Genomic DNA, 22,262 nt, shown 5'->3' on the forward strand with positions numbered 1-22,262 from the left:
GCGGCGTGCCCGGTTCGTTACGCCAGCCGTGCCTGCGGTGCGGGAAACCGTGTCCGCTTCGTTATGCCGAGGTCAGGGTGGTGTCCGGCATGTCAGGCCACCCGGGGCCGGCCGCGGCCGCCGTGGCGGGCCGAGGCGAGCAGGCCCTTGAGCGTGCTCAGCCAGCCGACCGCCACGAACACCGCGCCGATGAGCAGGCCGACGGTGCCGTTGAGCGGCAGCACGATGCCGACGGCGCCGCCGAACACCCACGCCATCTGCAGCAGCGTCTCCGAACGGGCGAACGCCGAGGTGCGCACCAGCTCCGGCACGTCCCGCTGGATCAGCGCGTCCAGGGCCAGCTTGGCCAGCGCCTGGCCGAACCCGGCGACGGCCGCGAGGCAGGCCACCAGGAACGCCCCGAAGAACAGGGCGGCCACGATCGTCGTGCCGAGCACCACCGCGACGGCCGCCACGATGATGATCTCCGGGGCACGTGATCTCAGCCAGGCCCCGACGGCCGTACCGAGCGCGTTGCCCGCGCCCGCCGCCACGCCCACGATCCCCAGCGAGACCGCCGCGCTCTCGCCGGTCAGCGGGTGCTCGCGCAGCAGGAAGGCGAGGAAGAAGATCAGGAAGCCGGAGAGGCAGCGCAGGGCGGCGTTGGCGCCGAGCGCGTGGGTGACGGCGGGCCCCACGGTCCGCAGCCCCGGCCGCTTCACCTGCTCCTTCTTCCGGTACGGCCCGTGCAGGTGCTGCTCGTCGGCCGCGAGCAGCGCCACGTCCTCGCCCTTGGCCGAGTCCACCTTGGGCGGCAGGGAGAACGACAGGAACGTTCCCGCCATGAAGATCACGAAGGCGCCGTACAGCGGCCAGGGATCGCCGACCTTGTGCAGCCCCGCCGCGACCGGCGCGGCCACACCGGTGGCCAGCAGACCGGCCAGGGTGACCCGCGAGTTGGCCTTCACCAGCGAGAACCGCGGCGGCAGCAGCCGCGGTACGACCGCGCTGCGGACCACGCCGTACGCCTTGGACGCGACCAGTACCCCCAGCGCGGCGGGATACAGCTCCAGGCCGCCGCTCGCCACGGCACCCGAGATGACCAGCGCGAGCAGGGCACGGGCCAGCATGGCCCCGGCCATCGCGGCGCGCCGGCCGTGCGGCAGCCGGTCGAGGAGGGGGCCGATGACCGGGGCGAGGACGGTGAAGGGCGCCATCGTGATGGCGAGGTAGAGCGCGACCCGCCCGCGGGCCTCGTCGGTCGGCACCGAGAAGAACACCGTGGAGGCGAGCGCCACGGTGATCATCACATCGCCCGCGCCGTTGACGGCGTGCAGCTCGATCAGCTTGCCGAGCCCCGACTCGCCCGCCCCGTGGGCATGCGTGGCCTTCCGGATCCCGCGCGCGGTCCCGGTGACCGGGAAGTGCAGGGCACGCCCGACGGAACGGACGGCGCCACCGACCCGGCTCGCACCGCCACCCCGAACACCACGCCTGTCCGCGGTCGCCACGTGCTTCATAGTGCCCTGAGTTGCGGCCTGATAGTGCGGTACGGCACGGAAGAGGGGGGTGCGCGGTCGGGAAAGAATGCCGCATGGCGGCGACGAATCTCGTTCGGTGTAGCGTGCGTGTCTCAGCCATAACGCAGAATGGATGGCAGAGGTGCGCCCAGCGCGCGGATGCAGACGTCGATGCGGTCCTCCGGTCCGCTCCGTCGGCAGGCCCGCCGCCAGGCAGCCGCACTCGACGAGACGGCGTAGGAGAGAAGCGATACCTGTGAGCGCAGCGACAACGCGAAGCCGCACCCCCGACCGCCTGTGCGCCGAGGCGGTAGACCTCGCCCGCGCAGCCGCCGAGGAGGCCGCCGCGCCAGGTGTGGTCGGAGAGCACGTCGGCCTCGTCTCCGAGGGCGATCGCGTCGTCACGCACTTCTTCGAGTGCAAAGAACCGGGCTACCGCGGCTGGCGCTGGGCGGCGACCGTGGCCCGCGCCTCCCGCGCCAAGATCGTCACGCTCGACGAGGTGGTCCTCCTCCCCGGCCCCGACGCCCTGCTGGCCCCCGAATGGGTCCCGTGGAGCGAGCGGCTGCGCCCGGGGGACCTCGGCCCCGGCGACCTGCTCCCCACCGACCAGGACGACCTGCGCCTGGAGCCCGGCTACACGGGCGAGGAGGAGCCGCCGCCGAGCTCTCCCGTCTCCCAGGAGATGGCGGCCCTGGCGGAGGCGGAGGACGCCGACGTCACCCCCGGCGCCCCGGCCACCCAGCCCACGATCCCCAGCCGGGGCTCGATCGCGGCCGTGGCCGAGGAACTGGGCATGCGCCGGGCCCGCGTCCTCTCCCGCTACGGCCTGCACGTCGCCGCGGACCGCTGGGAGGAGTCGTACGGCCCGAAGACCGCGATGGCCCAGGCGGCCCCGGCCACCTGCATGAGCTGCGGTTTCCTGACCCCCATCGGCGGCTCCCTCGGCCAGGCCTTCGGCGTCTGCGCCAACGAGTTCTCGCCCGCCGACGGCCGCGTGGTCTCCCTGGCCTACGGCTGCGGCGGCCACTCCGAGGCCGCGGTCATGCCCAAGCCTCCCCAGCCGGCCCCGCCGGTCATCGACGAGACCCGGGTGGACCCCTTCCCCCTCCGCCCCGCCCGCGACTCGGGCTCGGTCCCGGAGACGGGCGACGAGGAGACGGCGGAACTGGGCCACTCCTAAAGCCCCGGTCGCCGGGCGCGGAATCGGTGGGTGGAGATTCTCTCGTTCACATCACTCGGCGTGGCTGCGGCTGCTACCTGTGAACAGTGACGACGCGGTTGCGTACGGTCACTGCCAGGAAGGGGGCGCGGTGTGGGCGGGGAGGACGAGCCGGGGTGGGAGGTCGACCCGGACGACGAGTGGGGCGTCGCCGTCATCGCCACGGTGGGGCGGCAGTTGAAGCTGCGGCGCGAGGCGCTGGCGCTGCGCGCGGCCGACTTCGGCAGGGCCGTCGGGTACGGCGAGGACATGGTCTACAAGGTGGAGGCCGGCAAGCGGATCCCCAGGCCGGAGTACCTCGACAAGGCGGACAAGGTGCTGAAGGCGGGCGGGCTGATCTCCGCGATGAAGGAGGACGTGGAGAAGGTCCGGTATCCGAGGAAGGTCCGGGCGCTGGCGGAGATGGAGGGGAAGGCGGTTGAGCTTCAGCTCTACGATCCCCTGAACATTCACGGACTGTTGCAGACACCGGAATACGCGCGGGCGTTGTTCGGCATGCACCGACCGGCTCTCACACAGGACCACATCGAACGGGCCACGGAGGCACGAGTGTCCCGGAAGTCGGTGTTCGAGCGGGATCCGACGCCCGAACTCAGCTTCATCCTGGAGGAGTGGGTGCTTCGGCGCCCACTGGGCGGGAGGGTGCTTCTCCGGCAGCAGCTGGAACACGCCCTGGAGTTGGGGCAGTTGCGGAATGTCGAAATCCAGGTGATGCCGATGGACCGCCCGGAGCATGCTGGAATCGAGGGCGGTATCGAAGTGCTGAAGTTCGCGGACGGCTCGGCGGTCGGGCGCTCTCCGGGCGTGGCCAACGGCCGTCCGGTTTCCGAGCCGAGGGATCTCCGCGTCCTCGAACTGAGGTATGGCATCATCCGGGCGCAGGCGCTCTCCCCCCGGGAGTCCCTGGCCTTCATCGAAGAACTGCTGGGAGAGACATGATCCGCTGGTTCAAGAGCAGCTACAGCAGTAGTAGCGACCCTGACTCCTGCGTCGAAGTGGCCCTCAACTGGGCCATCCCCGCTCCCACCTGCACCACCATCCACATCCGCGACTCCAAGCAGACCGACGGCCCCCGTCTCGCCGTCACCCCCCTCGCCTGGACGGAGTTCGTGTCGTACGCCTCCGGCCGCTGACCGGATGAAACCGGCTGCGCCATAAGGGGTGCCGCGCCCGTCGCAGAGCCCCGCAGGGACCCCGTTCCTCGACGATCGCCGAATGGATCGGTGTGACTCCGGAAGACGGTGGAACCGGCGGCGCGGCAGGTGGGCCGCCGTCTGTGCGGGGCTCGCCCTGGCGTTGGGCGTGGGGCAGGGCGCGGCGGGCGCGGTGGGCGATCCCGCGCCCCCGCCACCGAGGGGGAGGATCCTGGACTTCCCCCTGGCGGCGATCGGGGGGCTGGTCCGCCCGGACGCGCCGCCGCCGGGGGCCGACGACTGGAACTGCAGGCCCACGCGTGCGCATCCGCGCCCGGTCGTCCTGCTGCACGGGACCTGGGCGAACGCGTACGACGACTGGGGCCTGATGTCCCCGTACCTGAAGCAGCTGGGGTACTGCGTGTTCGCCGCCGAGTACGGCGGGGCACCCGGCAATCCGGTCAAGGCCACCGCGCACGTCCCGGACTCCGCCCGGCAGATCGCCGAGTACGTCGACCGCGTGCTGAAGGCCACCGGTGCCCACCAGGTCGACCTCGTCGGGCATTCCCAGGGCGGCGGTCTGACGCCCCGCTGGTACCTGCGGTTCGACGGCGGCACTGATCCCGCGCACCCGGAACGGAACAAGGTGCACAGCCTCATCGGCCTGGCGCCGTCCAACCACGGCACGACCGGCTCCGGCCTCGGCACCCTGACCACGAAGCTGGGGCTCGACCAGCCCGTGTCGCTGGTCCTCGGCGAGGCGTACGAGGACCAACTCGTCGGCTCCGAGGTCAACACGACGCTGGACCGGGACGGGGACACCCGGCCGGGAGTCGACTACACGGTCATCGCCACCAAGTACGACGAGGTCGTCACCCCCTACACACACCAGTTCCTGACCGCGGGACCGGGCGCGACCGTCAAGAACATCACGATCCAGGACATCTGCCGCGAGGACGCCTCCGAACACCTGTCGATCGCCTACGACTCCAACGCCGCCCAGCTCGTGCGCAACGCCCTCGACCCCGCCCACGCGGCGCCCGTCCGCTGCGGCGTGACCCTGCCCGTCCTCGGCGGCTGAACCCCGGTCCGTTGCCCCGGCCGCCCCGTTCGCGCTGTACCTTCGTGCTCACGACGACGAGGAGAGGGAACGTGAGCAGCAAGTACGTGCGGCCGGCGGCCGAGGGCGCCGATCCCTTCGGGACGGCCCGGCTGCGCCGTGGTGTCCTCGACGCCTGGGCCACCAGCCCCGCCCGGTTCCGCGAGGACGCCAACGCCGAGGAGGACCTGGTCCTCGGCGGCTACCGGGACCGGCTCGTCGTCGAGCTGGCCCAGAACGCCGCCGATGCCGCCGCCCGGGCGCGGGTGCCGGGGCGGCTCAGGCTCACCCTCCGGGACGGGGTCCTCGTCGCCGCCAACACCGGTGCCCCGCTGGACGTCGCCGGGGTCGAGTCGCTGTCCACGCTGCGCGCCTCGGCCAAGCGGGACGCCGAGGGCACCCAGGGCGCCGTCGGGCGGTTCGGGGTCGGGTTCGCCGCCGTACTCGCGGTGACCGACGAACCCGCGATCGTGGGGCGGCACGGGGGTGTGCGCTGGTCGCTCGGCGAGGCGCGGGAGCTGGCCGGCGAGGTCGCCCGGCACAGCCCGGGGCTCGGGGACGAGGTCCGGCGCCGGGACGGGCATGTGCCGCTGCTCCGGCTGCCGTTCGCCGCCGAGGGCACCGCCCCGGACCCGTACGACACCGCCGTCATCCTGCCGCTCAGGGACACGGCCGCCGCCGATCTCGCCGAGCGGCTGCTGAACGCCGTCGACGACGCGCTGCTCCTCGCCCTGCCGGGCCTGGAGGAGGTGGTGATCGAGGTCGACGGCGACCGGCCCCGCACGCTGCGACGTCGCAGCGAGGGCGCCGTCGTCGTCGTGGAGGACTCGCGGGAGGGCGCCACCCGGTGGCGTACCGCCTCCGCCCACGGGCCGCTCACCCCCGACCTGCTGGCCGACCGGCCGGTGGAGGAGCGGCTGCGGCCCCACTGGTCGGTGACCTGGGCCGTACCCGAGGACGAGGGCGGGCGCCCGGTGCGGCCCCGGACCACGCCCGTCGTGCACGCGCCGACCCCGAGCGACGAACCCCTCGGCGTCCCCGCTCTGCTCATCGCCTCCTTCCCCCTCGACACCACCCGCCGGCACACGGCCCCCGGTCCGCTCACGGACTTCCTGGTGCAGCGCGCCGCCGACTCCTACGCCGAACTGCTCGCCGACTGGCGGCCGGTGACGGACGGCATCATCGACCTCGTACCGGGACCGCTCGGCAAGGGTGCGCTGGACGGGGCGCTGCGGCAGGCCGTGCTGGAGCGGCTGCCGCGCACCGAGTTCCTCCCACCCGCCCAGCCGGCCTTCCTGCCGCCCGCCGTCCGGCCGGAGAGCCACGACACCGACCTGCCCGAAGCCCTCAGGCCCCGGGACGCCGAGGTCGTGGAGGGCGCCGGGGCGGAGACCGTACGGGTGCTCGCCGAGGTGCTGCCCACGCTGCTGCCCGCCGGTCTGGAGCGGCGCGTGGAGCTGCGCACGCTCGGCGTCGCCCGGCTGCGGCTCGCCGACGCCATCGACCGGCTCGCCGGTCTGGAGAAGGACCCCGACTGGTGGTGGCGGCTCTACGACAGCCTCGCCGGGGTGGATCCGGAGCGGCTGTCCGGGCTTCCGGTGCCCCTCGCGGACGGGCGGACCACCATCGGGCCCCGGCAGGTCCTCCTCCCCACCGCCGACGTCGCCCGCATCGACGCGGACGTCCTCGGCCGGCTCGGGCTGAAGGTGGCCCACGAGGACGCCGCGCACCCGCTGCTGGAGAAGCTGGGCGCGCTGCCCGCCACCCCGCGCGCGGTGCTCACCACCCCGCAGGTCCGGGCCGCCGTCGCCGCCTCGCTGGAGGACGAGGGGATCGGCTGGGAGGAGGACGCGCCGGACGCCGAGGAACTGGCCGACACCGTCCTGTCGTTGGTCCGTGACGCGGGACTGGAGCCCGGTGACGAGCCCTGGCTGGGGGCCCTCGCGCTGCCCGACGAGGACGGCGAACCGGCCCCCGCCGGTGAACTCGTCTTCCCCGGCAGCCCCTTCGCCCGCGTGATCCGCGAGGGCGAACTGGCCGCCGTGGACCGCGACCTGGCCGACAAGTGGGGCGAGCAGCCGCTGGCCGCCTGTGGGGTGCTCGCGAACTTCGCTCTGGTCCGCGCCGCCGACGTCGTCCTCGACCCGGACGAACTAGAGCCCCGGGAGGGCGACTTCGCCGAGCCCGACGACGCCGGGCTGCTGGACGCGGTCGACGTGTGGTGCGAGGACATCCTCGACCGCTTCCCGGACAGCCCGGTGCCTCCGGTCGCCACCGAGCTGGTCGCCGTACGCGATCTGGACCTGGTGGACGACGAGCACTGGCCACAGGCGCTCGCGCTGCTCGCGCAGCCGCCGCTGCGGGACGCCCTCACCCAGCCGGTCCGCATCCTGCTGCACGACGGCACCCACGAGATCGTGCGGCCGTACACCGCGTGGTGGCTGCGCGGGCATCCGGTGCTCGACGGGCGCCGGCCCGCCGGTCTCCTCGCGGCGGGCGGCGATCCGCTGCTGCGCGGCCTGTACGACGAGGCCGACGCGACCGGGTTCGAGGACGAGCAGGTGCTGCGGGCCCTGGGCGTACGGACCTCCGTCGCGGCCCTGCTGGACGAGCCCGGCGGCGCCGCCGAGCTGCTGGACCGGCTGGCCGACCCCGAGCGATCGGTCACCTCGGCACAACTGCACGGGTTGTACGGGGCGTTGGCGGAGCTGGATCCGGAGCAGGTGACCCTGCCGGACGAGCTGCGGGCCGTGGTCGACGGGCGCGTGGAGGTGGTGGACGCCGCCGAGGCGGTCGTGGTCGACTCGCCCGACCTGCTGCCGTTCACCTCCGGGGTGCCGCTGCTGCCCGTCCGTCCGGCCCGGGCCGCCGAGCTGGCGGAGCTGTTCCAGGTGCGACGGCTGAGCGAGTCCGTGACCGGCGAGGTGCACTCCGAGGGGACCGAGCACGAGGTTCCGGAGCCGGTACGGGTACTGCTGGGACCGCGGACGCCGGAGACCTACGTCGAGCACGAGGAGCTGGTCGTGGACGGCGTGGAGATCGACTGGCGGCTCACCGACGACGGGGTGCTGCACGCGGCCACACTGGAGGGCGTCGCGGCGGGCCTGGCCTGGGCGTCCGGGCAGTGGCCGCGGCGCTTCGAGGTGGCCGCCCTGCTGGAGGACCCGTCCCGCACGGAGGAGCTGGCCAGGGACCGCTGGTTCGACTGACCACCGGAATTCGCTGCCGTAAACATCCCGTCATGGAAGAGCAATCCGGCCATAAAATCTGGCCGGATTGCTCTCTCGCCGTACAACCAGCACCTGGGGTCATGGATCTGATCGCTTGAGTCAACCGACTCCACGATCACTTCTCCCTCCAGGGGAACGTACATGCGCATACGTGCCACCGTGGCCGCCGTCTCCGGCGCCCTGGCCCTCTCCGCCCTCGCAGTCCCGGCCGCGCAGGCCGTCACCGACTCGGGCACCCCGTACACGCTGAACGCGAGCTTCTCCAACGTCTCGATCGCGAAGTCGATCAAGGTGGGCACCACCAACGAGGTCAGCGTCTCGTACTCGTACACGCTGACGCACGGCACCGACGTGAACATCGCCGCGAGCGACTTCTACACGGACGCCTTCCTGTACCACGGCACCTACAGCGACACGTCGCCCGAGCTGTACGGCGACAACCCGGCGACCTGCACCGCCACCTCGTCGACGACGGCCACCTGCAAGGGCTCCGTCAACATCTACCCGACCGACGCCGACCCGAAGATCGCGGACGCCGGCACCTGGAACGTGGCCGCCGAGGCCGTCGCCTTCAACGGCCAGGACCAGCAGAACCCCGACATGAGCAAGGTCGGCTACAAGGACCAGAGCGGCCTGGGCACCACGCTGGTGCAGCGCTACTCCAAGCTGACGACCACCGTGAGCTCGACGTCCGTCTACAAGGGCAAGACCTTCACGGCGTCCGGCAAGCTCTCCCGCGCCGACTGGGACGACAACCTGTACCACGGCTACGCCAACCAGCCGGTCAAGCTCCAGTTCCGCAAGGCCGGCACCACCACGTACACCACGATCAAGACGGTGAACACCGACGCGTACGGCAACCTGAAGACCACGGCCACCGTGAACTACAGCGGCTACTGGCGCTACAGCTTCGCCGGTACCACGACCACCCCGGCGGTCAGCGCCACGGGCGTCTACGTGGCCGCGAAGTAGTCACCCCCTAGTCGGGAAAGCGGCGGTCGACCCACTTCCAGAGCCACTCCAGGGCGGCCGCCGCCACCACCGCGATGCCGACGGCGGTCCACGGCATCGTGACCCCGACCAGCTTCAGCGCGAAGAAGTCCTGCAGCGCAGGGACGGCCAGGACCAGCAGGAACGCCACTCCCATCGCGGCCACCAGGGTCAGCCGCCACCAGGTGTAGGGGCGGGCGATGATCGCCAGGATCCACAGGGAGACCAGGAAGAGCGTGAGGGTGGCCGCGCTGGTCTCGGCGTCCAGCCGGCCGGGCCCGGTGTAGTAGTCGCGGCCGATCAGATACGTCACGAAGGTCGCCACCCCCGCCACCACGCCCCCTGGGATCGAGTACCGCATGACCCTGCGCACGAAGTGCGGTTTCGCCCGCTCCTTGTTGGGCGCCAGGGCCAGGAAGAACGCCGGGACGCCGATGGTGAGGGTGGACAGCAGGGTCAGGTGCCTCGGCAGGAACGGATACTCCACCTGCCAGCACACCACCAGGACGGCCAGCAGCACCGAGTAGACGGTCTTCACCAGGAACAGCGTGGCGACCCGCGTGATGTTGCCGATCACCCGCCGGCCCTCGCCGACCACCGACGGCAGGCTCGCGAAGCTGTTGTCCAGCAGCACGATCTGCGCCACCGCGCGCGTCGCCTCCGAGCCCGAGCCCATGGCGACCCCGATGTCGGCGTCCTTCAGCGCGAGCACGTCGTTCACGCCGTCGCCGGTCATCGCGACCGTGTGCCCGTGCGACTGCAGCGCCCCGACCATGTCCCGCTTCTGCCGCGGGCCGACCCGCCCGAAGACCGTGCCCCCGTCCAGCGCGTGCGCCATCCCCGCCCGGTCGGCGGGCAGGTGCCGCGCGTCCACCGTCGTACCCGCCAGGCCCAGCTTGGCGGCGACCGCGCCGACCGACACCGCGTTGTCGCCGGAGATGACCTTGGCGCGGACGTTCTGGTCCGCGAAGTAGCGCAGGGTGTCGGCGGCGTCCGGCCGCAGCCGCTGTTCCAGGACGACGAGGGCGGTGGGGCGGGCGCCGCGGGCCGGCTCGGGGTCGTCCAGGTCACGGCTCGCCCGGGTCAGCAGCAGCACCCGCAGGCCCTGCTCGTTGAGGCGCTCGGTCTCGGCCAGGGCCGGGTCGCCGTCGGCGAGCAGGACGTCCGGGGCGCCCAGCAGCCAGGTGCTGATCTCGCCATCGGCCTCGCTGAACGCGGCCCCGCTGTACTTGCGGGCCGAGGAGAAGGGCAGCGACTCCACGCAGCGCCAGTCCTCGCTGTCCGGGTAGGCGTCGATGATCGCCTGGAGGGAGGCGTTGGGGCGCGGGTCGGACTCGCCGAGGGCGCCGAGCACCTTGCGCACGTGACCCTCGTCGGCCCCGTCGAGCGCCCGCAGCTCGGTGACGTCCATGCCGCCCTCGGTGAGCGTGCCGGTCTTGTCCAGGCAGACGGTGTCGACGCGGGCCAGGCCCTCGATCGCCGGCAGCTCCTGCACCAGGCACTGTTTCCGGCCGAGCCGGATGACCCCGATGGCGAAGGCGACCGAGGTGAGCAGCACCAGCCCCTCCGGGACCATCGGGACGATGCCGCCGACCGTGCGGGCGACGGAGTCCTTGAAGCCGTTGCTCTTGACGACGAACTGGGTGATGACGAGTCCGACGGCCGCCGGGACCATCATCCAGGTGACGTACTTGAGGATCGTGGAGATGCCGGTGCGCAGCTCGGAGTGGACCAGGGTGAAGCGGGAGGCCTCAGCGGAGAGCTGGGCGGCGTAGGCCTCGCGGCCGACCCTGGTCGCCTGGAAGGCGCCGCCGCCCGCGACGACGAAGCTGCCGGACATGACCGGGTCGCCGGGGCGTTTGACGACGGGATCGGCCTCACCGGTGAGCAGCGACTCGTCGATCTCCAACCCGTCGGCCTCGACGCAGACCCCGTCCACCACGGCCTTGTCCCCCGGCCCGATCTCCATCAGGTCGTCGAGGACGATCTCATGGGTGGCCACTTGGACGGCCGTCCCGTCCCTCCGGACGGTCGGCCGGGCCTCCCCGATCACCGCGAGCGAGTCGAGGGTCTGCTTGGCCCGCCACTCCTGGACGATGCCGATGCCGGTGTTGGCGAGGATCACGAAGCCGAAGAGGCTGTCCTGGATCGGCGCGACGAACAGCATGATCACCCACAGCACGCCGATGATCGCGTTGAACCGGGTGAAGACGTTCGCCCGGACGATCTCGCCCAGCGACCGGCTGCTGCGCACCGGTACGTCGTTGACCTCGCCGCGGGTGACGCGCTCGGCGACCTCGGCACCGGTCAGCCCTGCCGATCCGGTCATCGGTAGGGCCACCGGATGCACGGGGTCGAGCTCCGCGCCCGCGTCTATGTGGGTCATGTCATCGACGGTACGTGCGGATGTGTCCGCCCGCCCGCTTTCCGGCCGCGGCTATGGAGCCGACGTCTCCCTCACCGCCGCCGCCCGCTTGATCGCGGCGTCCCGCCTGCGGACGTACCAGATGCCGATCAGCCCCAGCCCGCCCCCGGCCAGGCAGGTCCACAGCCACCACAGATGCCCGTGGTCCTCGAACCAGCCGTAGAAGGGGAGCTGGACGAGGAAGAGGACGAACCAGAGGATCGTGCCGCCGGTGATGGTGGCGACCACGGGGCCCTCCAGGGGCTCGGGCGCCTCGTGCTTGGGGGTCCACTTGGCCATGGGGCACAGCTTACGAGGCGACCGCTTCCTACCGCGCCTCGATCGTTCTACGCGCGGAGATAGCGATCTGGCGCTCATACGTTCATACTGAAACCGTTTGTCTTTGGCCGCTTCTGTTCGTATGAAACTCCAACAGGGCTCGGGGGAACCCCGTTGGTGATGAGGTCCCGCATGTCCACCTCGGCACCCGCCAAGGTCCCCACCCCCGAAATCCCGGGCGGTGCGCCCGCTCAGGGCGCCCTCGACCGCTACTTCAGGATCTCCGAGCGCGGCAGCTCCGTCGCCCGGGAGGTCCGCGGTGGCTTCGCCACCTTCTTCGCGATGGCGTACATCATCGTGCTGAACCCGATCATTCTCGGCAGCGCGAAGGACATGTACGGGCACCACCTGGACAACGGCCAGCTGGTGACGGCGACCGCGCTGACGGCCGCGTTCACCACGCTGCTCATGGGTGTCATCGGCAACGTCCCGATCGCGCTCGCCGCCGGCCTCGGCGTGAACTCGGTCGTCGCGCTCCAGCTGGCGCCCCGGATGTCCTGGCCGGACGCGATGGGCATGGTCGTGCTCGCCGGCTTCGTGGTCATGCTGCTGGTCGCCACGGGTCTGCGCGAGCGCGTGATGAACGCCGTGCCGTTCGGGCTGCGCAAGGCCATCTCGATCGGCATCGGCCTGTTCATCATGCTGATCGGCCTGGTCGACTCCGGCTTCGTCACCCGGATGCCCGACGCCGCCCAGACCACCGTGCCGGTCCAGCTCGGCGTCGGCGGTCACCTGCACGGGTGGCCGGTGCTGGTCTTCATCCTGGGCGTGCTGCTGACCTTCGCGCTGTTCGTCCGCAAGGTGCCGGGCGCGATCCTGATCTCGATCGTCGGCATGACCGTCCTCGCGGTGATCCTCAACGCCGTCACCACCATCCCGTCCTGGGGCCTGACGGTCCCGAAGTGGCCGGGCAACCCGGTCGCCAGCCCCGACTTCGGCCTGGTCGGCCAGGTCAGCCTGTTCGGCGGCTTCTCCAAGGTCGGCGTGCTGACCGGCGTCCTCTTCGTCTTCACGGTCCTGCTGTCGTGCTTCTTCGACGCGATGGGCACGATCATGGGCGTCAGCGACGAGGCCAAGCTGACCGACGCCGAGGGCTACATGCCCGGCATCAACCGGGTGCTGTTCATCGACGGCCTCGCGGTCGCGGCGGGCGGCGCCAGCTCCTCCTCGGCCACCACCGCGTTCGTGGAGTCCACGGCCGGTGTCGGCGAGGGCGCCCGCACGGGCCTGGCGAACGTCGTCACGGGCGGCCTCTTCGCCGTCGCCCTGTTCCTCACCCCGGTCGCCACGATGGTCCCGTCCCAGGCGGCGACCCCGGCGCTGATCGCGGTCGGCTTCCTGATCCTGTCGAACTCCGTCAAGGAGATCGACTGGGCCGACTACACCATCGCGATCCCGGCGTTCGTGACGATGCTGATGATGCCGTTCACCTACTCGATCACCAACGGCATCGGCATGGGCTTCATCACCTTCACGGTGCTGCGCCTGGCCGCCGGCCGGTACCGGGAGATCCCGGCCGCGATGTACGTCGTCTCGGCGGTCTTCGCCTTCTACTACCTGATGCCGGCCCTGGGCCTGACCTGAGCCGTCGGCGGCCACGGCGTCAGGTGACGCCGTAGAACCGCTCCGTCTCCTCGACGGCGGCCTGGAACCGCTCGTCGAAGTCGTCCCGGATGAGCGTGCGGACCACATAGTCCTGCACGCTCATTCCTCTTTTCGCCGCATGGTGCCGGAGTCTTTCGAGCAGCTCTCCGTCTATGCGCAGGCTGAGCACACTGGTCCCCATGCGTACGAGGGTCGCCACATCGGACCGCCTCGTGCGTCACTTTCAGGAACCGGCTCACTCATATGGGTGATCGAATGGTTCAGTGGCGGGTATCACGGGCATTCGGGCGTGTCGCGGTGGTCTTTAGCGAGAGTAATGAGTTACTCTAAGGAACATGCCGGACCTCACCCATGGCGACGACGCTGCCGCCGTGAACTCCCTCCGCTCCGCCGTGATGCGGCTGTCCCGTCGGCTCAAGCATCAGCGTGTCGACGAGTCGCTGAGCCCCACCGAGATGTCGGTGCTCGGCACCCTCTCCCGCTGCGGCTCGGCCACCCCGGGCGAGCTCGCCCGCAAGGAGCACGTCCAGCCGCCGTCGATGACCCGCATCGTCGCGCTGCTCGAGGCCAAGGGACTGGTCCGGCTGGAGCCGCACCCCGAGGACCGGCGCCAGAAGGTCGTCACCCAGACCGAGCAGGCCGAGGCGATGCTCGAGGAGAGCCGCCGCAAGCGCAACGCGTTCCTGGCCGGCCTGGTCGAGGGCCTCGACGAGGACGAGTGGGCCAAACTGCGCGCCGCCGCCCCCGTGCTGGAGAAGCTCGCACACCTGTAAGCCGCTGCCTGAGGAGGCGAACTCGTTTGAGTACGGGATCCGGAACACCTTCCGCCCCCGCACCGACCGCCACTACTACCCCCGCCGCCCGCAAGGGCTCGATGTTCAGCTCGCTGAAGATCCGGAACTACCGCCTCTTCTTCATCGGCCAGGTCGTCTCCAACACCGGCACCTGGATGCAGCGCATCGCCCAGGACTGGCTCGTCCTCGGCCTCACCGGCTCCTCCGCCGCCGTGGGCATCACGACGGCCCTGCAGTTCCTGCCGATGCTCCTCTTCGGCCTCTACGGCGGAGTCCTGGTCGACCGCCTCCCCAAGCGCCCCACCCTGCTGGGCACCCAGGCCTCGATGGCCGTGACCGGGCTGGCGCTCGCCTTCCTCACGCTCACCGGCCACGTCCAGGTCTGGCACGTCTACGTCGCCGCCTTCGCCGTCGGCCTCGCCACGGTCCTCGACAACCCGGCCCGCCAGTCCTTCGTCTCCGAGATGGTCGGCCCCGCGCAACTGCAGAACGCCGTCAGCCTGAACTCGGCGAACTTCCAGTCCGCCCGCCTGGTCGGCCCCGCCGTCGCCGGCCTGATGATCACCGGCGTGGGCACCGGCTGGGCGTTCCTCGCCAACGGCCTGTCCTTCGTCGCACCCATCGCCGGCCTGCTGCTGATGCGCGCCCGCGAACTGCACGTCGTCGAGCGCACGCCGCGCGGCAAGGGCCAGCTGCGCGAAGGCCTGCAGTACGTGGCGGGGCGCCCGGAGCTGATCTGGCCGATCGTCCTCGTCGGCTTCATCGGCACCTTCGGCTTCAACTTCCCGGTGTGGCTGTCGGCCTACGCGGGCGGCGTCTTCCACTCCGGCGCCGGTTCCTACAGCCTCTTCAACACCCTGATGGCCGTCGGCTCCCTGTGCGGCGCCCTGCTGGCCGCCCGGCGCGGCACGGCCCGGCTGCGCGTCCTGATCGCCGCCGCGCTGGCCTTCGGCGCGCTGGAGGTGGTGGCCGCGCTGGCCCCGTCGTACTGGCTGTTCGCGCTGCTCATGGCCCCGATCGGGGTCTTCGGCCTGACGGTCAACGTCACCGCCAACACGGCGGTCCAGATGGCCACCGACCCGGCCATGCGCGGCCGGGTGATGTCCCTGTTCATGATGGTGTTCATGGGCGGTACGCCGCTGGGTGCGCCGGTCGTCGGCTGGATCACCGACACCTACGGCCCCCGGGTCGGCTTCGCCCTCGGCGGCGCCGTGTCGGCCGCGGCCGCCGCCGGCATCGGCCTGGTCCTGGCCCGCATCGGCGGTCTGCGACTGGCGGTGGGCTGGCACCACGGCCACCCGCGGGTCCGTTTCGTCCCGCGCGACAGGGAGCAACTGGCCACGGCTGCATAGGTGATGCGCGCAAGCGGGTGTGTCCCCGTACGGATGCGTGTCTGCGTGTCGATCGCGCGGGTGGCGATCGTCACATGAGATGACTTATGCCATCACGCACCCTTTGGTACCCGTATGGGACAGGAGCATCCGTATGGCATCACAGGCATCGACCCCGAGACCCCGCTCGCGCGTGCGGCAGCTGACGGCGGTCGCGCTGACCCTGACCACGGTCGGCGCGCTCGCCGCCGCCGCGCCGACCGGGGCCGCCGCCGCGCCGCGCGGGGCCGACCACGGCTTCCAGGAGCGCGACCTCGTCTCCGACCTCGCTGGCAGGGCGGAACGGCAGGACCGGAACCTGGTCAACCCCTGGGGGCTGGTGCGCACGGCGAGCGGGGCGATCAGGGTCTCCAACAACGGCACGAACACGTCCACGGTGTACTCGGGCGCCCGGGACGGTCGGCCGGTCACCTTCCTCTCTCCCGTCATCCACCTCCCCGACTCCGCCGACCCGACCGGGATCGTGCGCAACGACACCCGCGACTTCCGCTTCACCGCCTCCGGACGCTCCGGCCCGGCGCGGTACATCTTCGCCGGGGAGAACGGCGGCCTCTTCGCCTTCAACGCGAACGTGCTCCCGACGAACGCCGTCCAGGTCGCCCAGGAGGACGGCGCCGTCTTCAAGGGCCTGACCCTCGTGAACGGCGAGCGGAAGGCCACGAAGTCCGACCGGCGCCGGGCGCGCCTGCTCGTCGCGAACTTCCATGACGCGCGCATCGACGTCTTCGACGCCGGCTTCAAGCAGGTGAAGCAGCCCGCCGGCGCGTTCCGGGACCGGAGGATCCCGGTTGGCTTCGCGCCCTTCGACGTCAAGAACATCGGCGGCAGGATCTTCGTCACCTACGCCAAGCAGGACGCGGACAAGCACGACGACGTCGCAGGTCCGGGCAACGGTTTCATCGACGTGTTCAGCACCGGGGGCAGGCTGCTCCAGCGTTTCGCCCGCCGTGGGGTGCTCAACTCGCCCTGGGGCCTGGAGACGGCTCCCAAGGGCTTCGGGAAGTTCGCCGGCGACCTGCTCGTCGGCAACTTCGGCGACGGCCGCATCAACGCCTTCGACCTCAGGACCGGCCGGTTCGAGGGGACCCTGCGGTGCCCCGACGGCTCGCCGGTCGTGATCGAGGGTCTGTGGGGGCTGCAGCGGGGCACCGCCCGGTCCGGCGGCACCGACAGCGTCTGGTTCGCGGCGGGAATCGAGGACGAGCAGCACGGGCTGCTCGGCACCCTGCGCCCCGAACGCTGATCCGCCGGCCCCACCCGGGGTGCTCGCCGGGCGGTCACACCCGCCGGGCGAGCACCTGCCCCGGCCAGTCGTTCCGCTCGCCGGCGGTGTACGTCTGCGTCGGGACGAACCCGTTGGCCTCGTAGAAGGCGACCAGCTTGCGGTCGCCACCCGCGTAGCAGTCCACCCGCAGCAGGCGGACACCGGCCCGCCGGGCCACCTCGGCCGCGTGGGCGAGCAGGGCGGCTCCGGCGCCGTGGCCCTTGAAGCGGCGGTCGGAGGCGAGCCAGTGGATGTACCGCTCGGGCTCGCCGGGCGGCGGAAGATGCGCCAGGTAGTCGCCCGGCGCGTCGCTGAGCGTGAGCGTGGCGGCCGGTACACCGTCGACCTCGGCGATGTACGCGCTGCCCTGGTCCATGTACCCGGCGACCGATTCGGCCACCTTCAAGTTCTCCGACAGCGGCTTGCTTCCCCACTGGCCGGTGCGGCCCTGTGAGACCAGCCACTCCACACTGCTGTCGAGCATGGCGAGTATCACGGGGATGTCGTCGGGGCCGCCTTCGCGGATGGTGATCGTCATTGACTCATCATGCCCACCGCCGTCTGCCAAGGTGAAGGCATGAGACTCTTCGCCGCGGTGCTCCCTCCGGAGCCCGTCGTCCATGAACTCGCCCTCGAAGTCGCCAAGTTGAAGCGGCTGCCCGGCGCGGAGCGGCTGCGCTGGACCAACCGGCCGGGCTGGCACTTCACCCTCGCGTTCTACGGCGAGGTGGCCGACGACCTCGTACCGGACCTCTCGGACCGCCTGGCCCGCGCGGCCGGCCGTACCGCGCCCTTCGACCTGGCCCTGTCCGGCGGCGGCCAGTTCGGGCACGGCAAGGCCCTGTGGACCGGCGCCTACGGCGAGGTGGAGGCGATGCGGCTGCTGGCCGACCGGGCGGAGGCGGCGGCGCGGAAGGCGGGCCTGCCGATGGCGGAGCACCGGCGGTACAAGGCCCACCTCACGGTGGCGCGGAGCCGGGACTCGGTGGACGTACGGCCGTATGTCGATCTGCTCCGCGAGTTCACCAGCCGGACCTGGACGGTGAACGAGCTGGTGCTGGTGCGCAGCAACCTGCCGCGGTCCGGGGTGGTGGGGGAGCAGCCGCGGTACGAGACGGTCGCCCGCTGGGCACTGGGGGCGTCCGGTTAGGCTCGATGGCGTGGACCCGAAAACCCGGAACCGGATCATGGCCGGTGCGCTTGTTCTGATGTTGGTCGTGGTGGCCTTGGCTGCGGCCCTCAGGTAGATCCTGGCCGGGCCGGCGAACCGCGGCCGGTTCGCCGGCTGCGGGACCGGTGCGGCTGGTCGCGCCCGCGCGGCGGAGCCGCACGTCACGTGCAGCCCCGCCGCCCTTCACGGGGCGCTCACCAGGCGAAGGCCTCCGGGGACGGGCCCGGGCCCGGGAAGACCTCGTCCAGGCCCGCCAGCAGCTCCTCGCTCAGCTCCAGCTCGCAAGCCCTGAGCGCCGACTCCAGCTGTTCGGCCGTGCGCGGGCCGACGATGGGACCCGTCACACCCGGCCGGGTGAGCAGCCAGGCCAGGGCCGCCTCGCCGGGCTCCAGGCCGTGCTTGTCGACCAGGTCCTCGTACGCCTGGATCTGGGCGCGGGCGGCCGGATCCTTGAGGGTGTCGGCGGCCCGGCCGGTGGCGCGGCGCCCGCCCTGGACCTCCTTCTTGATGACCCCGCCGAGCAGACCGCCGTGCAGCGGCGACCACGGGATGACCCCGAGGCCGTACTCCTGCGCGGCCGGGATGACCTCCATCTCGGCGCGCCGCTCGGCCAGGTTGTACAGGCACTGCTCGCTGACCAGGCCGATGGTGCCGCCGCGCCGGGCGGCGATCTCGTTGGCCTGGGCGATCTTGTAGCCGGGGAAGTTGGAGGAACCGGCGTAGAGGATCTTGCCCTGCTGGACCAGGGTGTCGATCGCCTGCCAGATCTCCTCGAACGGGGTGCTGCGGTCGATGTGGTGGAACTGGTAGAGGTCGATGTAGTCGGTCTGCAGCCGCTTGAGGCTGGCATCCACGGCTCGGCGGATGTTCAGCGCGGAGAGTTTGTCGTGGTTGGGCCAGACGGTGGCGCCGTCGGGGGCCATGTTGCCGTAGACCTTGGTGGCGAGGACGACCTTGTCGCGGCGCTCGCCGCCCTTGGCGAACCAGTTGCCGATGATGGTCTCGGTGCGCCCCTTGTTCTCCCCCCAGCCGTACACATTGGCGGTGTCGAAGAAGTTGATGCCCGCGTCCAGCGCCGCGTCCATGATGGCGTGGCTGTCGGCCTCGTCGGTCTGCGGCCCGAAGTTCATCGTCCCGAGGACGAGTCGGCTGACCTTGAGGCCCGTGCGTCCAAGCTGCGTGTACTTCATGGTTCTCTAGCCAACGGCTTGAAGTGCGCTCTATGCAAGGGCTTTCGGGGCCCGGGGGGTTTCCCGTCTCAGAGCCCGAGTCCGCCCGCGACCGCCAGCTCCTGCCTGGTGAACTCGCCCGTCAGCATGGGCATGGCCTTCGCGATCGCCGCCCTGGCCGCCGGCAGTTGCAGCGAGGCGTCGTGGTGCTCCTTGCTGCGCCAGACCTCGGTCACCCGGATCGTCACGTCGTCCTCGTCGGCGAGGCCCACGATGTACGCGTGGCAGCCGGCCGCGCGGAGGCCTCCGGCGGCGCCGAGGAGGATGGCCACGACCTCGTCGCGGGAGCCGGGGACGGTCTTCATGGAGGCGATGCAGCCGTAGGTCATGGACCGCATCCTGGCATCCGGCGTGTCAGTCGCGGGGGAACTCGTCCGTCTTGAGAGTGAGCCCCAGGGCGGTGGTGGTCATGTCGACGTCCGCTCCGAAGGCGACCGTCAGTTCGCTGACGTACTCGCCGTCCTTCGGCTGGCTGTAGAGGTGGCACTTGCCCTGGTAGGGATCGGCGACGAGGTAGACGGGGACCTCGGCGGTGGCGTAGGCCGTCTTCTTGGGGCCGTAGTCGTTGTGCGCCGTGCCCTTCGAGATGACCTCCGCGACGAACTCGACGTCGGCGCAGCGCCAGAGGCCTGCGGGCGTCTTCTCGGCGCCCTCGGCCACGAGGGTGACGTCTGAGCAGAAGCCGTTGAGGTGGCCCGGGTAGTCGATGCGGACGTCCGACTTGACGCGCTTGCGCGGATACTTGGTGCGCAGTTGCTCGACGACGTCGAGAATGATCTCCCAGTGGGTGTCCCGCTGCGGCGCCATGAAGATGGCCCCCTCGACGATCTCGACCTTGTAGCCCTCGGGGGTGGTCCGCTCGAGCGACTCGAACAGGTCGTCCAGAGTCAGCTCGCCGCTCTCCTCGGCCATCTCGATCCTGTCTTCAAGGACGGTCATCGTGGCGCTCCTCCCCGGCTGCCCCACGGACGAGTGCAGCCGCGCGGTTCAACGATACGCACGGTGACCAGGAGACGCCGGAAATCGGTCAATCTGTTCCGGCCGCGTACGTCTGTCCGAGCCCCCATGCCTCCCACATCGCCCCCGCGAACGCCGCCGCGATCCGATGCTCACCGCTCGCGTTGGGATGCGTGCCGTCGTAGGTGTCGGCGTGGATGTCGTACGACTCCGGCCGCGAGGCCAGCAGGACGGGCGAGCGGGGCTCGTCCAGGTCGGCGACCGCCTTCGCCAGCAGGACGTTGAAGAGGTCCACCTGCGCGGCGAAGGGCGCGTCGACCTCGGCCCGGATGTTCGGGATCACCGGCAGCAGCACCATGCGGATGCGCGGGTTCCCCTCCCGGGCGCCCGCGACGAAGGCCCGGACGTTCTCCGCGGTCTGCTCGGCGTTGGTGTAGAAGCCCAGGTCGATCAGCCCGAGGGAGACCAGCAGCACGTCGGCCCGCTGCTTGCGTACCGCCTCGCCGATCAGCGGGGCCATGTGCAGCCAGCCCTCGCCCCAGCCCGCCAGGTGGCGGCGGGGGAAGCCGGGCTCGGCGTAGGCGTGGGACGTCGGGGCGTCGGCCGTCTTGTCGTACAGCTCCTCGCGGGGGCCGACGAAGGTGAACGGGCCGTCGTGCGTGTCGCGCAGATGCCGCCACAGCCGGTAACGCCACGTGTGTTCGCCCGCGCTCCCGATCGTCATGGAGTCACCTACGGGCATGAACCTGAGCATCCGCTCATGATGGATGATCGTGCGCACCGATGGGATGTGAGGCCCACCACGTCCGGCGAGCCCCGCCAGGCAGCCGCCCGCCGAACCCCCTGAGCGAATGGCAGTCTTGGGGCATGCGTCGATCGTCCGCCGTCCTCGCCGGGTTGCTGCTCGCCGGCGCCTGCGCACTGCCCGCCTCCGCCGCCGGGAGCGCGGGCGGGGCCGGCGACCACGGGTTCACCATCAAGGACCCGCGGATCGCCGAGTCCAGCGGGCTCGCCGCCTCCCGCCTCCACCCCGGCATCTACTGGACGCACAACGACAGCGGCGACGGGCCGTACATCTACGCCGTGGACAGCGCGACCGGCAGGACCGTCGCCCGGATCACCCTGCGCGGCATCGGCGCCCCGCGCGACGTCGAGGCCATCTCCATCGGCCCGCACGACGAGATCTACCTGGGCGACATCGGCGACAACCTCGGCGGCAAGTGGCCGTACGTGTGGATCTACCGGCTGCCCGAGCCGAAGGAGCTGAAGGACCGGACGGTCACCGCCACGCAGTACGTCGTGAAGTACGCGAACGGGCCGCGCGACGCCGAGTCGCTGATCGTCCACCCGAAGACCGGGCGGGTCTACATCATCGACAAGAAGCAGGACGGCGGGCACCTGTACGAGGGCCCGGCCACCCTGTCCACCTCCGGCGCGAACGTCTTCCGGCCGATCGCCCCGGTCGACCTCTGGGCCACGGACGCGGCCTTCTCCCCGGACGGGCGGCAACTCGCCGTACGCGGGTACCTCGGGGGGATCTCCTACGACTGGAACGGCGGTCGCATCAGGCGCGAGGGCCAGCTGGACGTGCCCCTGCAGGATCAGGGCGAGGGAGTCACCTACTCCGTCGACGGGACCAAGCTGCTGTACAGCAGCGAGGGGGCGGACAGCGAGGTCGTGGCGAAGGACGCGCCGGACTCCCCGGCGTCCAAGTCGCCTTCGGCGAGCGGCGGTTCGGCCTCGACCTCGGCCGGGGGCGGGATCGGGATCGGTGGCAGTGGTCTGGAGGTCGGTGGGGCCGTCGCCGCGATCGGGCTGGCCGCCCTGTTCGGGCTGCGGCGGCTGCGCCGGCGCAACGCGAGGGGCGCCCGGTGACGTTCCGCCGGGCGCCCCTCGTTGCCGCAGGTGATGCCGTTACAGCTTCTCGATGACGTA

21 protein-coding genes are annotated in these 22,262 nt (G+C 71.3%); 12 read left to right on the top strand and 9 right to left on the bottom strand.

The window, feature by feature from the left end; translation table 11 throughout:
- Window positions 1–92 precede the first annotated feature (92 nt).
- Complete coding sequence (locus LMU33_RS33465) at window positions 93–1,499, bottom strand: MFS transporter (RefSeq protein WP_372478100.1); 1,407 nt, start codon at window positions 1,497–1,499, stop codon at window positions 93–95.
- Window positions 1,500–1,755: 256 nt separating this feature from the next.
- Here LMU33_RS33465 and LMU33_RS33470 point away from each other — a divergent pair, with 256 nt between their 5' ends.
- The 6 genes from LMU33_RS33470 to LMU33_RS33495 all read left to right on the top strand — a co-directional run bounded on the left by LMU33_RS33470 (window position 1,756) and on the right by LMU33_RS33495 (window position 9,155).
- Window positions 1,756–2,682, top strand: coding sequence for a DUF3027 domain-containing protein (locus LMU33_RS33470; RefSeq protein WP_228624537.1), 927 nt, complete (start codon window positions 1,756–1,758; stop codon window positions 2,680–2,682).
- 132 nt (window positions 2,683–2,814) lie between these two features.
- The gene (locus LMU33_RS33475) at window positions 2,815–3,660 is read left to right on the top strand and encodes a helix-turn-helix domain-containing protein (RefSeq protein ID WP_228624538.1); all 846 of its coding nucleotides are present in this window, start codon (window positions 2,815–2,817) and stop codon (window positions 3,658–3,660) included.
- A complete protein-coding gene (locus tag LMU33_RS33480) occupies window positions 3,657–3,854 on the top strand; it encodes a DUF397 domain-containing protein (protein ID WP_228624539.1) in 198 nt (65 codons plus the stop codon). Before LMU33_RS33475 ends, LMU33_RS33480 begins: the two co-directional genes overlap by 4 nt.
- Window positions 3,855–3,936: 82 nt before the next feature.
- Window positions 3,937–4,935, top strand: a complete 999-nt coding sequence (locus tag LMU33_RS33485; RefSeq protein ID WP_228624540.1) for an esterase/lipase family protein — start codon at window positions 3,937–3,939, stop codon at window positions 4,933–4,935.
- Between the two features lie 71 nt (window positions 4,936–5,006).
- Complete coding sequence (locus LMU33_RS33490; protein ID WP_228624541.1) at window positions 5,007–8,162, top strand: sacsin N-terminal ATP-binding-like domain-containing protein; 3,156 nt, start codon at window positions 5,007–5,009, stop codon at window positions 8,160–8,162.
- A gap of 162 nt (window positions 8,163–8,324) precedes the next feature.
- The gene (locus tag LMU33_RS33495) at window positions 8,325–9,155 is read left to right on the top strand and encodes a hypothetical protein (protein WP_228624542.1); all 831 of its coding nucleotides are present in this window, start codon (window positions 8,325–8,327) and stop codon (window positions 9,153–9,155) included.
- 7 nt (window positions 9,156–9,162) lie between these two features.
- Here LMU33_RS33495 and LMU33_RS33500 read toward each other — a convergent pair whose 3' ends face one another.
- Together LMU33_RS33500 and LMU33_RS33505 are read right to left on the bottom strand one after the other, a co-directional pair.
- A complete protein-coding gene (locus LMU33_RS33500; protein ID WP_228624543.1) occupies window positions 9,163–11,559 on the bottom strand; it encodes an HAD-IC family P-type ATPase in 2,397 nt (798 codons plus the stop codon).
- A gap of 51 nt (window positions 11,560–11,610) precedes the next feature.
- Window positions 11,611–11,877, bottom strand: a complete 267-nt coding sequence (locus LMU33_RS33505; protein WP_228624544.1) for a DUF2530 domain-containing protein — start codon at window positions 11,875–11,877, stop codon at window positions 11,611–11,613.
- A gap of 171 nt (window positions 11,878–12,048) precedes the next feature.
- On the opposite strand from LMU33_RS33505, the gene LMU33_RS33510 reads away from it, so the two are divergent.
- Window positions 12,049–13,500, top strand: coding sequence for an NCS2 family permease (locus LMU33_RS33510; RefSeq protein WP_228624545.1), 1,452 nt, complete (start codon window positions 12,049–12,051; stop codon window positions 13,498–13,500).
- 19 nt (window positions 13,501–13,519) lie between these two features.
- On the opposite strand, the gene LMU33_RS33515 is transcribed toward LMU33_RS33510, so the two are convergent.
- Window positions 13,520–13,702: a BrnA antitoxin family protein gene (locus tag LMU33_RS33515; protein ID WP_228624546.1), complete on the bottom strand. Its 183-nt coding sequence runs from the start codon at window positions 13,700–13,702 to the stop codon at window positions 13,520–13,522.
- A 154-nt stretch (window positions 13,703–13,856) separates the two neighbouring features.
- Between LMU33_RS33515 and LMU33_RS33520 the strand changes: the two genes are divergently transcribed.
- The 3 genes from LMU33_RS33520 (at window position 13,857) to LMU33_RS33530 (ending at window position 16,949) form a co-directional block, all read left to right on the top strand.
- Entirely contained in the window at window positions 13,857–14,294 is a 438-nt protein-coding gene (locus LMU33_RS33520) for a MarR family winged helix-turn-helix transcriptional regulator (RefSeq protein ID WP_153543329.1), read from the top strand.
- A gap of 26 nt (window positions 14,295–14,320) precedes the next feature.
- Window positions 14,321–15,667 (top strand): MFS transporter, encoded by a 1,347-nt coding sequence (locus LMU33_RS33525; RefSeq protein ID WP_228624547.1) that lies wholly within the window; start codon window positions 14,321–14,323, stop codon window positions 15,665–15,667.
- Between the two features lie 133 nt (window positions 15,668–15,800).
- A complete protein-coding gene (locus LMU33_RS33530) occupies window positions 15,801–16,949 on the top strand; it encodes a TIGR03118 family protein (protein WP_228624548.1) in 1,149 nt (382 codons plus the stop codon).
- Window positions 16,950–16,983: 34 nt separating this feature from the next.
- On the opposite strand, the gene LMU33_RS33535 is transcribed toward LMU33_RS33530, so the two are convergent.
- Entirely contained in the window at window positions 16,984–17,508 is a 525-nt protein-coding gene (locus LMU33_RS33535; protein ID WP_228624549.1) for a GNAT family N-acetyltransferase, read from the bottom strand.
- Between the two features lie 39 nt (window positions 17,509–17,547).
- Between LMU33_RS33535 and thpR the strand changes: the two genes are divergently transcribed.
- The gene (gene thpR / locus LMU33_RS33540) at window positions 17,548–18,120 is read left to right on the top strand and encodes an RNA 2',3'-cyclic phosphodiesterase (RefSeq protein ID WP_228624550.1); all 573 of its coding nucleotides are present in this window, start codon (window positions 17,548–17,550) and stop codon (window positions 18,118–18,120) included.
- A 215-nt stretch (window positions 18,121–18,335) separates the two neighbouring features.
- Here the strand turns inward: thpR and LMU33_RS33545 are convergent, their stop codons facing one another.
- The 4 genes from LMU33_RS33545 to LMU33_RS33560 form a co-directional block, all read right to left on the bottom strand.
- Window positions 18,336–19,331, bottom strand: a complete 996-nt coding sequence (locus tag LMU33_RS33545; RefSeq protein ID WP_228624551.1) for an aldo/keto reductase — start codon at window positions 19,329–19,331, stop codon at window positions 18,336–18,338.
- 68 nt (window positions 19,332–19,399) lie between these two features.
- Complete coding sequence (locus LMU33_RS33550; protein WP_228624552.1) at window positions 19,400–19,699, bottom strand: putative quinol monooxygenase; 300 nt, start codon at window positions 19,697–19,699, stop codon at window positions 19,400–19,402.
- A 25-nt stretch (window positions 19,700–19,724) separates the two neighbouring features.
- Window positions 19,725–20,309: a Uma2 family endonuclease gene (locus tag LMU33_RS33555; RefSeq protein ID WP_228624553.1), complete on the bottom strand. Its 585-nt coding sequence runs from the start codon at window positions 20,307–20,309 to the stop codon at window positions 19,725–19,727.
- A gap of 88 nt (window positions 20,310–20,397) precedes the next feature.
- A complete protein-coding gene (locus tag LMU33_RS33560; RefSeq protein ID WP_228624561.1) occupies window positions 20,398–21,081 on the bottom strand; it encodes an SGNH/GDSL hydrolase family protein in 684 nt (227 codons plus the stop codon).
- A gap of 113 nt (window positions 21,082–21,194) precedes the next feature.
- On the opposite strand from LMU33_RS33560, the gene LMU33_RS33565 reads away from it, so the two are divergent.
- Window positions 21,195–22,202, top strand: a complete 1,008-nt coding sequence (locus LMU33_RS33565) for a TolB-like translocation protein (RefSeq protein WP_228624554.1) — start codon at window positions 21,195–21,197, stop codon at window positions 22,200–22,202.
- Window positions 22,203–22,262 lie beyond the last annotated feature (60 nt).

This window comes from Streptomyces barringtoniae (genome assembly GCF_020819595.1).
In the GTDB taxonomy this organism is placed as follows: domain Bacteria; phylum Actinomycetota; class Actinomycetes; order Streptomycetales; family Streptomycetaceae; genus Streptomyces; species Streptomyces barringtoniae.

Bases quoted from the DNA above. Each gene is read 5' to 3' on its own strand.
- LMU33_RS33485 (WP_228624540.1), top strand. From the start codon at position 3,937: ATGGATCGGTGTGACTCCGGAAGACGGTGGAACCGGCGGCGCGGCAGG.
- LMU33_RS33510 (WP_228624545.1), top strand. From the start codon at position 12,049: ATGTCCACCTCGGCACCCGCCAAGGTCCCCACCCCCGAAATCCCGGGC.
- LMU33_RS33515 (WP_228624546.1), bottom strand. From the start codon at position 13,702: ATGGGGACCAGTGTGCTCAGCCTGCGCATAGACGGAGAGCTGCTCGAA.
- LMU33_RS33520 (WP_153543329.1), top strand. From the start codon at position 13,857: ATGCCGGACCTCACCCATGGCGACGACGCTGCCGCCGTGAACTCCCTC.
- LMU33_RS33560 (WP_228624561.1), bottom strand. From the start codon at position 21,081: ATGCTCAGGTTCATGCCCGTAGGTGACTCCATGACGATCGGGAGCGCG.
- LMU33_RS33565 (WP_228624554.1), top strand. From the start codon at position 21,195: ATGCGTCGATCGTCCGCCGTCCTCGCCGGGTTGCTGCTCGCCGGCGCC.
- LMU33_RS33480 (WP_228624539.1), top strand. From the start codon at position 3,657: ATGATCCGCTGGTTCAAGAGCAGCTACAGCAGTAGTAGCGACCCTGAC.
- LMU33_RS33550 (WP_228624552.1), bottom strand. From the start codon at position 19,699: ATGACCTACGGCTGCATCGCCTCCATGAAGACCGTCCCCGGCTCCCGC.
- LMU33_RS33505 (WP_228624544.1), bottom strand. From the start codon at position 11,877: ATGGCCAAGTGGACCCCCAAGCACGAGGCGCCCGAGCCCCTGGAGGGC.
- LMU33_RS33495 (WP_228624542.1), top strand. From the start codon at position 8,325: ATGCGCATACGTGCCACCGTGGCCGCCGTCTCCGGCGCCCTGGCCCTC.
- LMU33_RS33535 (WP_228624549.1), bottom strand. From the start codon at position 17,508: ATGACGATCACCATCCGCGAAGGCGGCCCCGACGACATCCCCGTGATA.
- thpR (WP_228624550.1), top strand. From the start codon at position 17,548: ATGAGACTCTTCGCCGCGGTGCTCCCTCCGGAGCCCGTCGTCCATGAA.
- LMU33_RS33545 (WP_228624551.1), bottom strand. From the start codon at position 19,331: ATGAAGTACACGCAGCTTGGACGCACGGGCCTCAAGGTCAGCCGACTC.
- LMU33_RS33530 (WP_228624548.1), top strand. From the start codon at position 15,801: ATGGCATCACAGGCATCGACCCCGAGACCCCGCTCGCGCGTGCGGCAG.
- LMU33_RS33465 (WP_372478100.1), bottom strand. From the start codon at position 1,499: ATGAAGCACGTGGCGACCGCGGACAGGCGTGGTGTTCGGGGTGGCGGT.
- LMU33_RS33500 (WP_228624543.1), bottom strand. From the start codon at position 11,559: ATGACCCACATAGACGCGGGCGCGGAGCTCGACCCCGTGCATCCGGTG.
- LMU33_RS33555 (WP_228624553.1), bottom strand. From the start codon at position 20,309: ATGACCGTCCTTGAAGACAGGATCGAGATGGCCGAGGAGAGCGGCGAG.